The sequence below is a fragment of the Burkholderia sp. BCC1977 genome (genome assembly GCF_905339595.1).
In the GTDB taxonomy this organism is placed as follows: domain Bacteria; phylum Pseudomonadota; class Gammaproteobacteria; order Burkholderiales; family Burkholderiaceae; genus Burkholderia.
In genome coordinates this window covers 37,561-47,302 of the sequence record NZ_CAJPGQ010000053.1, presented here as the reverse complement: position 1 = coordinate 47,302, position 9,742 = coordinate 37,561, and the positions used below count along the sequence as shown (strand labels likewise).

Below are 9,742 nucleotides of genomic sequence, written 5' to 3'. Positions count from 1 at the left end.
CACCGCTTCACCACCTCACCACCTCACCACACCAACCGCATCAACCGTTCGCGATCACGTCAGGTTCAATCCCCCGTCGAGCATCACGATCTCGCCCGTCACGTAATCGGACGCGACGAGCATCGCGACCGTCTGCGCGACGTCGTCCGGCGTTGCCGCGCGGCGCATCGGTGCGCGCTCGCGCCAGAGTTGCTGCGCGTCGGTCCAGTCGGCAGTCAGCGGCGTATCGACGAGCCCCGGCGCCACCGCATTGACGCGAATCGCCGGCGCGAGCGTGCGTGCCAGCAGGCGCGTCGTGTGATTGAGCGCGGCCTTCGCCGCCGCGTACGGAATCGACGCGCCCTTCGGCCGCACGCCCGCATGCGAACTGACGTTGACGACGCAACCGGCGCGCCCGCTCGACGCCGCTTCGAGCAGCGCGGGCTGCGCTTCGGCGACGAGCCGGAACGGCGCGATCACGTTGATCTCGTGCATCTCGCGCCACACGTCGGGCGTCGCGGCGGCGAGATCGTCATGCGGAATCACGCGGCTGACGCCCGCATTGTTGACCAGCACGTCGAGGCGGCCGTGCACCGCCAGCGCGTCGCGGATCAGCCGCACGCGTTGCACATCGTCCGCGAGATCGGCCTGCACGTAGGCCGCGCCGAGTTCGCGCGCCATCGCGCGACCGGTCGCGGCGGAGTTGCGCGAATGCAAAATCACCGCGTAGCCGTCCGCCGCCAGGCGTCGCGCGATGGCCGCGCCGATTCCCGACGTCGATCCGGTGACGAGCGCGACGGGCCGATGCACCCGCGACGCGCGCGGCTCGGCAACGGTTTCGGTTTCAGGTTCCGTGTCGGAAATCGGGGCATTCATCGGCGGATGCGGCGCGTCCATGGCGTGGAATCCTGTCAGTGGCGTTCCCGCATCATAAGCGCGACGACCCACCCCGACGCGAACGTGACGGCGGCCACCACCAGGATCGCATCGGCAAACCCGAAGCGGTCGGCCATGAGGCCGGCCGACAGCGCGCCGATCGCGTAGCCGAGATCGCGCCAGAAGCGGTACACGCTCAGCGACCGCGCGCGCCAGCCGGGCTCGGATGCGTCGGACACCGCCGCGATCAGGCTCGGATAGACCATCGCGGTGCCGACGCCCAGCAGCACGCTCGCGACCAGCCACCAGCGGAACTGCCCCGTCAGCGCGGTCAGTGCGAGCCCGGCCGCCTGCACCCACATCCCGGCGACGATCAGCCCCTTGCGTCCCCAGCGGTCGCTCAGCGGGCCGGTGACGATCTGGCAACTGCCCCACACGATCGGATAAACCGCCTTCAGGATGCCGATCCGCTCGATGCCGAGCCCGAGCGTCGTGAAGAACAGCGGGAAGATGCCCCAGCTCATGCCGTCGTTGAGGTTGTTGATCATGCCGGCCTGCGACGCCGCGAACAGGTTGCGGTCGCGGAACGACGTCAGCATGAACACGTCGCGAAACGACATTGCCGATGCGCCGGCGGGCGTGCCGCTTTCGAGCCGCACATGGTCGCGCGTGTCGCGCACGACGAGGATCGACAGCAGCAGGCCCGCGACCGCGTAGAACACGCCGAGATAGATCGGCGTGGGCCGCAGCCCGTAGCGGCTCGCGAGATAACCCGTCAGGAACGCGGTGAGCCCGACCGCGAAATAGCCGGCGAATTCGTTGAGGCCGACGGCAAGGCCGCGGCGCTTCGGCCCGACGAGGTCGACCTTCATGATCACCGTCATCGACCAGGCGAACCCCTGGCTCAGCCCGAGCAGCACGTTCGCCGCGACCACCCATCCCCAGTCCGGCGCGGCGATGATCATGAACGGCACCGGCAGGCCCAGCAGCCAGCCGGCGACCAGCACGCGCTTGCGCCCCCAGCTGTCGGCCAGCTGGCCCGACACGAGGTTCGCGAACGCCTTGACCAGCCCGAAGCTGACGATGAACGACGTGATGAGCGCGGTCGATTCGAGATGGAATTGTTCGGAGCCGATCAGCGGCACGACGGTGCGCTCGATGCCGACCATCCCGCCGACGAACGCGTTGACCAGCACCAGCAGCGCGAACTGCCGCCAGTTCTCGCGCAGGCCGAGCCGTACCGCGCGTTCGCCGCGCGGGCCCGCGAGGTTCGCCGTCATCGCGCTAGCCTCCCGCGGCGCGGTGCCCCGCATCGGCCGCATCGACCGCGCCGGCCGCCTTGCGGCCGCGGCCGAACGGGTATGAAATGCCTCCCGTATCGGGAGGCAGGAATGGTCTGAGGCTCATCGGATTGTCCCGGTTCCGCGGATGCGGTAACATTCAATCAATTTGATGAATGATTGATCGAGGAGAGGCCACGTGTCAAGCACGGGACCCAAGCAAGCGATTTATGCGAGCCTCGCCGAGGTCGCGCAGGCGGTCGGCCACCCGGGCCGGATCGAGCTGCTCGAGCACCTGGCGCAGCGCGAGCGAGCGGTCGAGGAACTGACGGCGTTGTCGGGAATGACGTTCGCGAACACGTCGCGGCATCTGCAGATCCTGCGGCGCGCGCGCCTCGTCGATACCGAGCGGCGCGGCAAGCACATCGTGTACCGCCTGGCCGGCGACAGCGAGGTCGTCGTGCTGATGAAGGCGCTCGGTCGCGTCGGCGAACGCAATGTCGCCGAGGTCAACCAGGTGCTCGGCGATTACTTCCATGCGCGCGATGCGCTGGAGCCGGTGTCGCGCGACGAGCTGACCGCGCGGCTCGCGGACGGGCTCGTCACGCTGCTGGACGTGCGCCCGCAGGATGAATTCGCGCTCGGGCATCTGCCGGGCGCGCGCAACATTCCGCTCGCGAGCCTCGAAGCGCGCCTCGGCGAATTGCCGGTCGACACCGAAATCGTCGCGTACTGCCGCGGCCCGTACTGCGTGCTCGCGTTCGAAGCCGTCGCCGCGTTGCGCGCGCGCGGCTTCAAGGCCGCGCGGCTGGAGGACGGGTTTCCGGAGTGGAAGGCGGCCGGCCTCGCGGTCGAGACCGACACCGCCGCGTGATGTAGATGCGCCGTGCGCCGGTTACGGCCGCGTCGGCAGGTCGACGAAATCCTCGAGCTCGCCGGCGATGTAAAGCCGCTTGCCGATTCTCGGGTATTCGCAGACGTCGTGTTCGAGGCGCTGGCCGAGGATGAACAGTTCCAGCGGCACCTCGCCGGTGTTCTGCAACGTGTGCGCGTCGCCGCCGCGCGGAAAGCCGAGAAAATCGCCCGGCCCGATTTCGCACGTGCGTTCCCCGATCGTGACCGAGCCGGTGCCGGACAGCACGTACACGCATTCTTCTTCGTACAGGTGGCGGTGATACTCGGCCGATTCGTGACCGGGCATCAGCGTGAGCAGGTGCGCGCCGATCTGCGTGAGGCCGGTCAGGTCGCTGAGCTGACGTTTGAGGCGAACGGCGTTGGGATTGAGCGAATGCACCGCGCGCGTCGGTTCCATCTTCGCGATGTCAGCGGCTTTCAGCAGCTCCCGGGGAGGTGTCGTGGACATGGGGATCTCGTCAGCGTGAATGCAGCGGTTGAACGCGCCGCCCGGGCCGGCGCGGCGTGCATGCCGCGCCATTGTCCGACATTTTCACGCAGACCAGAAAAGCGTACGCGCACACCGCCCCGCGCCGCGCCGCCAGCGCGCGCGGGACGCACGCGCCGCCGCCGCTCAGCCCACGTGCACGCCGCGCAGCTTCGTCAGCAACGCGACGAGTCGATCGATGTGTTCGTCCTCCGTGCGCCACGACGACACGCTGATCCGGAACGCCGGCCGCCCCTGCCACACGGTCGGCCCGAACCACACGTCGCCCGAATCCTGCGCGGCCTCGCGGATCGCGATCGTCTCGTCGTCGGTGCCGGCGCGCACCAGCACCTGGTTCAGCACGACACGGTTCAGCACGTCGTAGCCGGCCGCGCGCAGGCCGTCCGCGACGCGCTGTGCCTGCGCGCAATGCCGCTCGACCATCGTCGCCACGCCGGCGCGGCCGAGCGCGCGCAGCGCGGCCCACACCGGAATGCCGCGCGCACGCCGCGAGAACTCGAGGTTCAGGTTCTTCTGCGCATCCTGCGCGCCGCTCAGGTAGACGGCATCGCTGTTCATCGCGGTCGCGAGCGCGGCCGCGTCGCGGCAGATCACCATCGCGCCGTCGTACGGCGTGTTGAGCCACTTGTGGCCGTCGGTGGTCCAGCTGTCCGCGCCGTCGATGCCGTCGGTCAGCGCGCGCTTCGACGACGCGCGCGCCCACAGTCCGAACGCGCCGTCCACGTGCACCCAGGCGCCGGCGGCCTTCGCGGGTGGAATCAGCGCCGCGAACGGATCGAATTCACCGGTGTTCACTTCGCCGGCCTGCACGCACAGGATCGTCATGTCGTCGAGCGGCGGCAATTGCGCGGGGTCGATGCGGCCGTGCGGGTCGACCGGCGCGACGATCAGGCGCTTCATCCCGAAGCCGAGCACGCGCAGCGCCTTCTTCACCGTGATGTGCGCGAGCTCGGAGAGCACGACCTTCACCTCGGGTGCGCCGCTCAGGCCGTCTTCGTCGACGTCCCAGCCCTTGCGCGCGAGCAGCGCACGCCGCGCGGCAACCAGCGCGACCAGCGTGCACGCCGTCGCGCTCGTGCCGAAGCCGACCGCGCTGCCTTCCGGCAGCCCGAGCACGTCGACGACCCAGCGCGCGGCCTGCCGCTCGATCGTCGCGGCCACCGGCGAATTCGCGAACGACGACGCGCACTGGTCCCACGCGAGCATCAGCCGCTCGGCCGCCGCGGCGGCCGGCAGCGTCGCGCCGATCACGAAGCCGAAGTAGTTCGGGCCGTTCGATGCGACGGTCGCGGGCGTGCCCTTGTCGTCGAGCAGACGCAGCACGTCGTCGGCCGGGCGGCCCGTATCGGGCAGCGGCTCGTCGAAGGCCGCGAGACCGGCGAGCGCGGCCGCGTCGGGATACGCGCGCCGTTGGTTGGTCGCCGCGAGATACGCGTGCGCGCGCCGGTCGGCGTCGGCCAGCAGGGCGAGTTCATCCATGTCGATTGCCTCTGTGAAGATCAGAGTTGCAGGAGATCGCGGCCCAACTGATGCAGCGCATCGTCGATCCGCTTGTAGTACGTGAACTTGCCGACGCGCGTCGCCTGCACGAGCCCGGCATCCGCGAGGATGCGCATGTGGCGCGTGGTCGTCGCCGGCGCGATGCCGAGCTTCTCGGTGATGTACGTGCAGCACACGCCGAGTTCGTCGAAGTCGCCGTGCGGCTGCGGCGGGAAGTGCTTGCGCGGCTGCTTGAGCCAGCGCATCACGGCCAGACGGCTTTCGTTGGCCAGTGCGCTGATGCGGGTGACGTCGTCCATGGGTTCGGTCTCGTTTGACGTTTTGAATATTAGCTAAATGACGAAACGTGGACAACCGGTCTGGCGGACGATTTTTTGCGTTGAATGCCGTGCTGGAGGCGGCCGGGTCCGCTCATGCGCCGGATCCGGCGTCATCACATCGCGTCCGGCGAGTCGCGATCCGGTTGCGATCACCCCGCCGCCAACGCCTCCGTCAACCGCTCGATCAACGCCCGCACGCGCCGCGGCTGCACCGCCCCACCCGGATAGACGATCTGCAGGTCGACTTCGCCCGGCGAGAAGTCGCGGAGGATCTCGACGAGCGCGCCGGACGCGAGATCCTGCTCGACGTCGAGCAGCGACTTCAGCGCAACCCCGTGCCCCGCGACGCACCACGCGCGCACGAGCGCGCCGTCGTTGGCCACGCGCCGGCCGCGCACCATCACGCGCTTCAGTTCATCGTCGATGCGGAACGGCCACTCGGCATACAGCTCCTGGCCGAAGCGCATCACGATGCAGTCGTGCGCGGCGAGTTCGTCCGGATGCCGCGGCGTGCCGTGCGCGGCAAGATACGCGGGCGCGGCGCACACCACGCGGCGCGAACGGCCGAGCGAGCGGCTGCGCAGCGCGCTGTCCGCGAGCGTGCCGCGCCGGATCGCGAAGTCGAGCCCCTGCCCGACGAGATCGACGTAGCCGTCGCCGAGATGCAGGTCGACCGTGACGCCCGGATACTCGGCCAGGAACGCGTCGACGACCGGCACGACACGCGCCTGCCCGAGATCGGCCGGCGCGCTCAGCCGCACGGGCCCCGACAGCGTCTGCGCGCCGAGCCGCACGCGGCTTTCGAGTTCGTCGGCCTCGGCGAGCAGCCGCCGCGCACCCGCGACCAGCGTGCGGCCTTCGTCGGTCAGGCTGATCGCGCGGGTCGTGCGCGTGAGCAGCGCCGCGCCGTAGTAGCTTTCGAGCGCCGCCAGCCGCTCGGAGACCGTGGCCGGCGACAGGCCGACCTCCCGGCCGGCCGCGGCCAGCCCGCCCTTCTCCACGATACGCAGGAACAGCGCCAGGTTGTCGAGCAGCATTCTTCGCTTCCTCCGAAGGATATTTTCGAAGTCTGCCCAATTATCCGGATGAACCGCAAGCGCTAGAGTGAACGCTCACCTTGTCGGCGCCCGCGCGCGCCGGCCTCGACGACGAGAGGACACACGACATGGAATACCGCACGCTCGGCCGCTCCGGCCTCAAGGTTCCCGTGCTGAGCTTCGGCGCAGGCACGTTCGGCGGCACCGGCCCGTTGTTCGGCGCATGGGGCAACACGGGCGTCGACGAAGCGCGCCGCCTGGTCGACATCTGCCTCGAAGCAGGCGTCAACCTGTTCGACACGGCCGACGTGTATTCGGACGGCGCATCCGAGCGCGTGCTCGGCGCCGCGATCCACGGCCGGCGCGACCAGGTGCTGATCTCGACCAAGACGGGCCTGCCGACCGGCAGCGGCCCGAACGACGCCGGCACGTCGCGCACGCGGCTGATCCGCGCGGTCGACGACGCGCTGCGCCGCCTCGATACCGACTACATCGACCTGCTGCAGCTTCACGCGTTCGACGCGGCCACGCCGGTGGAGGAAGTGATGTCGACGCTGGACGGCCTGGTGCGCGCGGGCAAGCTGCGCTACATCGGCGTGTCGAATTTCGCCGGCTGGCAGATCATGAAATCGCTCGCTGTAGCCGACCGGCACGGCTGGTCGCGCTACGTCGCGAACCAGGTCTACTACTCGCTCGTCGGCCGCGACTACGAGTGGGACCTGATGCCGCTCGGCGCGGACCAGGGGCTCGGCGCGCTGGTGTGGAGCCCGCTCGGCTGGGGCCGGCTCACCGGCAAGATTCGCCGCAATGCGCCGCTTCCCGCCGGCAGCCGGCTGCATGAAACGGCCAGCTACGGGCCGCCGGTCGATGACGAGCGCTTGTATGGCATCGTCGACGTGCTCGACCAGCTCGCCGAGGAAACCGGCAAGACCGTGCCGCAGCTCGCGCTGAACTGGCTGCTGCAGCGCCCGACCGTGTCGTCGGTGATCGTCGGCGCGCGCAACGAGGAGCAGTTGCGCCAGAACCTCGGCGCGGTCGGCTGGTCGCTGACCGATGCGCAGATCGCGACGCTCGATGCGGCGAGCGCGGTCGAAGCGCCGTATCCGTACTTCCCGTACCGCCGGCAGGACGCGTTCGCGCGGCTCAATCCGCCGATGCGCGGGTAAGCCGGCCGGCGGACCGTCGCGCCCCGACGCAACGGCGGATCGGCGCGGCGGCCGTCACCGAGCGGCCAGCACGCGGTCGATCATCTCGCCGATCCGCCGCGCGAGCGCGTCCATCCGCTCGGCCGGCACGCCGCCGTAGCCGAGCACCAGCCCGTTGTAGCCGTGCGCGGTGCCCGGCATGCAGAACGACGACAGCGGCCGCAGGATCAGCCCGTGCGCCTGCGCGACGCGGCTCAGTGCCGTGTCGGCCACCGGCACGTCGAGCCGTGCGGAAAGATGCATGCCGCCCGCGCCGCCCGACACCGTCAGCCGCGTGCCCAGCCGCCGCGCCAGCGCGTCGTGCAACGCGTCGCGCCGCTCGGCATACACGCGGCGCATGCGCCGCAGATGCCGCGTGAAATGCCCGGCGTCGATGAAGTCCGCGAGCGCGCGCTGCTCGACCGCGCGGCCCTGCAGCATCAGCGCGCCCGCCGCGTCGCGCAGCGGCTGCGCAAGCGCGGGCGGCACGACCATGAAGCCGAGCCGCAACGCCGGGAACATCACCTTGCTGAAGGTGCCGAGGTAGATCACCGGCGCGTCGTCGGCAAGCCCCTGCACGGCCGCGTGCGGCGTGCCGTGGTGGCGGAACTCGCTGTCGTAGTCGTCCTCGACGATCCATGCGCCGGCCGCGCGTACCTGCGCGACGAGCGCGAGCCGCCGTTCGAGGCCCATCACCGCGCCGAGCGGATACTGGTGCGACGGCGTGATGTAGACGAGCTTCGGCGGACGATCGCGCCAGTCGTCCGGATGCGGCGCCAGCCCCTGCGCATCGACGCCGATCGGCTCGACGCGCAGGTCGGCCGCGAGAAACGCGTTGCGCGCGCCGTGGTAGCCCGGGTTCTCGATCCAGGCGACATCGCCCGCGTCGGCCAGCGCGCGGGCGCACAGGTCGAGCGCGCCCTGCGTGCCGTCGGTGACGATCACCTGCGCGGCGTCGCAGCGCACACCGCGCGACGCGCGCAGATAGCCGGCAATCGCGTCGCGCAGCACCGCATCGCCTTCCGCGGACTGATAGCCGAGCTGTGCCGGCCCCGCCGTGCGCCATGCGCGTTCGATGCAGCGCCGCCACTGCGCGAGCGGAAATTCGTCGACGGCCGGCACGCCCGGCATGAACGGCAGCGATTCATCGAGGCCGCTCGTCGCGCGCTCGGCCTGCGCGACGCGCCGCGACAGCACCGCCGTATCGCCGGCGGGCGCCGCAGCGGCGACCTGCGACCCGCGCAAGCCCATCCGCGCGACCACCGTGCCCTGCCGCGTGCCGGTCACGAACCCTTCCGACGCGAGCCGCTCGTATGCGTACAGCACCGAGTTGCGCGCGATGCCGAGTTCGTCGGCCAGCGTGCGCGATGCGGCAAGCCGCGCGCCTTCGGCGATCCGGCCGCTCAGGATCGCGTCGCGCAGGCACGCGTAGAGCCGCTGCTGCTGCGACATCCGCGATGCCGCGTGCGGCCCCGCCTCGCGCTCGAAGGTCGACAGCAGCACCGCGTAATCCATCGTGGCTCCAGAATGTGGGGATGTCATGGGTCTACACATGGTGCCACGAACTTTCTATCGTAGACGTCTGCGCTCGTTTCCGGCCGCGCCGGCAACGCTTCATCCATCCATTCTCGAGAATTCGCGACCATGAACGCTACCGACACCGGCCTGACCGTACGCCCCGTGCGCGAAGACGATTTCGACCGCTGGCTGCCGCTGTGGGACGGCTACAACCGCTTCTACGGCCGCTTCGGCGACACCGCGCTGCCGCGCGAGATCACGCAGCTCACGTGGTCGCGCTTCTTCGACGGCTACGAGCCCGTGCATGCACGCGTCGCGGAACGCGGCGGCCGGCTCGTCGGACTCGTGCATTTCCTGTATCACCGCAGCACGACGCTCGTCGGCCCGACCTGCTATCTGCAGGATCTCTTCACGCTCGAGAGCGAACGCGGCAAGGGCGTGGGGCGCGCGTTGATCGAAGCCGTGTACGACGCCGCGCAGGCACAGCGTGCCGAACGCGTGTACTGGCAGACGCACGAGACGAATCACACGGCGATGCGGCTCTACGACACCGTCGCGGAGAACACCGGCTTCGTGATCTACCGGAAGGTCTTGCCGCGCTGATCATGCGGCGTGCCGCAGGCCGCACGATGCGCGGCCGCGGCGG

The 9,742-nt window shown here is 70.0% G+C and carries 10 protein-coding genes; 3 read left to right on the top strand and 7 right to left on the bottom strand.

The genetic code is table 11. The features are described 5' to 3' along the window. Window positions 1-54 precede the first annotated feature (54 nt). A complete protein-coding gene (locus tag U5771_RS30610; RefSeq protein ID WP_322027427.1) occupies window positions 55-876 on the bottom strand; it encodes an SDR family oxidoreductase in 822 nt (273 codons plus the stop codon). 14 nt (window positions 877-890) lie between these two features. Then, a complete protein-coding gene (locus tag U5771_RS30605; RefSeq protein ID WP_322027426.1) occupies window positions 891-2,135 on the bottom strand; it encodes an MFS transporter in 1,245 nt (414 codons plus the stop codon). Between the two features lie 199 nt (window positions 2,136-2,334). Between U5771_RS30605 and U5771_RS30600 the strand changes: the two genes are divergently transcribed. Beyond that, complete coding sequence (locus tag U5771_RS30600) at window positions 2,335-3,009, top strand: metalloregulator ArsR/SmtB family transcription factor (protein WP_322027425.1); 675 nt, start codon at window positions 2,335-2,337, stop codon at window positions 3,007-3,009. Between the two features lie 21 nt (window positions 3,010-3,030). On the opposite strand, the gene U5771_RS30595 is transcribed toward U5771_RS30600, so the two are convergent. From U5771_RS30595 to U5771_RS30580, 4 genes are all read right to left on the bottom strand, one after another. Continuing rightward, the gene (locus U5771_RS30595; protein ID WP_322027424.1) at window positions 3,031-3,498 is read right to left on the bottom strand and encodes a cupin domain-containing protein; all 468 of its coding nucleotides are present in this window, start codon (window positions 3,496-3,498) and stop codon (window positions 3,031-3,033) included. Between the two features lie 165 nt (window positions 3,499-3,663). Further along, window positions 3,664-5,016: a pyridoxal phosphate-dependent decarboxylase family protein gene (locus tag U5771_RS30590; RefSeq protein ID WP_322027423.1), complete on the bottom strand. Its 1,353-nt coding sequence runs from the start codon at window positions 5,014-5,016 to the stop codon at window positions 3,664-3,666. 20 nt (window positions 5,017-5,036) lie between these two features. Further along, window positions 5,037-5,336, bottom strand: a complete 300-nt coding sequence (locus tag U5771_RS30585; RefSeq protein WP_059464945.1) for an ArsR/SmtB family transcription factor — start codon at window positions 5,334-5,336, stop codon at window positions 5,037-5,039. 170 nt (window positions 5,337-5,506) lie between these two features. Next, entirely contained in the window at window positions 5,507-6,394 is an 888-nt protein-coding gene (locus tag U5771_RS30580; RefSeq protein WP_322027422.1) for a LysR family transcriptional regulator, read from the bottom strand. A 128-nt stretch (window positions 6,395-6,522) separates the two neighbouring features. On the opposite strand from U5771_RS30580, the gene U5771_RS30575 reads away from it, so the two are divergent. Next, entirely contained in the window at window positions 6,523-7,560 is a 1,038-nt protein-coding gene (locus U5771_RS30575; protein ID WP_322027421.1) for an aldo/keto reductase, read from the top strand. Window positions 7,561-7,614: 54 nt separating this feature from the next. Here U5771_RS30575 and U5771_RS30570 read toward each other — a convergent pair whose 3' ends face one another. Then, window positions 7,615-9,093: a PLP-dependent aminotransferase family protein gene (locus U5771_RS30570; RefSeq protein ID WP_322027420.1), complete on the bottom strand. Its 1,479-nt coding sequence runs from the start codon at window positions 9,091-9,093 to the stop codon at window positions 7,615-7,617. 129 nt (window positions 9,094-9,222) lie between these two features. On the opposite strand from U5771_RS30570, the gene U5771_RS30565 reads away from it, so the two are divergent. Beyond that, on the top strand, window positions 9,223-9,699 hold the full coding sequence (locus U5771_RS30565; protein ID WP_322027419.1) for a GNAT family N-acetyltransferase: 477 nt from the start codon (window positions 9,223-9,225) through the stop codon (window positions 9,697-9,699). Window positions 9,700-9,742: the final 43 nt, after the last annotated feature.

What these genes read in the sequence shown, in the direction of transcription:
- U5771_RS30610 (WP_322027427.1), bottom strand. Translation starts at nt 876, where the DNA reads ATGGACGCGCCGCATCCGCCGATGAATGCCCCGATTTCCGACACGGAA.
- U5771_RS30605 (WP_322027426.1), bottom strand. Translation starts at nt 2,135, where the DNA reads ATGACGGCGAACCTCGCGGGCCCGCGCGGCGAACGCGCGGTACGGCTC.
- U5771_RS30595 (WP_322027424.1), bottom strand. Translation starts at nt 3,498, where the DNA reads ATGTCCACGACACCTCCCCGGGAGCTGCTGAAAGCCGCTGACATCGCG.
- U5771_RS30590 (WP_322027423.1), bottom strand. Translation starts at nt 5,016, where the DNA reads ATGGATGAACTCGCCCTGCTGGCCGACGCCGACCGGCGCGCGCACGCG.
- U5771_RS30585 (WP_059464945.1), bottom strand. Translation starts at nt 5,336, where the DNA reads ATGGACGACGTCACCCGCATCAGCGCACTGGCCAACGAAAGCCGTCTG.
- U5771_RS30580 (WP_322027422.1), bottom strand. Translation starts at nt 6,394, where the DNA reads ATGCTGCTCGACAACCTGGCGCTGTTCCTGCGTATCGTGGAGAAGGGC.
- U5771_RS30575 (WP_322027421.1), top strand. Translation starts at nt 6,523, where the DNA reads ATGGAATACCGCACGCTCGGCCGCTCCGGCCTCAAGGTTCCCGTGCTG.
- U5771_RS30570 (WP_322027420.1), bottom strand. Translation starts at nt 9,093, where the DNA reads ATGGATTACGCGGTGCTGCTGTCGACCTTCGAGCGCGAGGCGGGGCCG.
- U5771_RS30565 (WP_322027419.1), top strand. Translation starts at nt 9,223, where the DNA reads ATGAACGCTACCGACACCGGCCTGACCGTACGCCCCGTGCGCGAAGAC.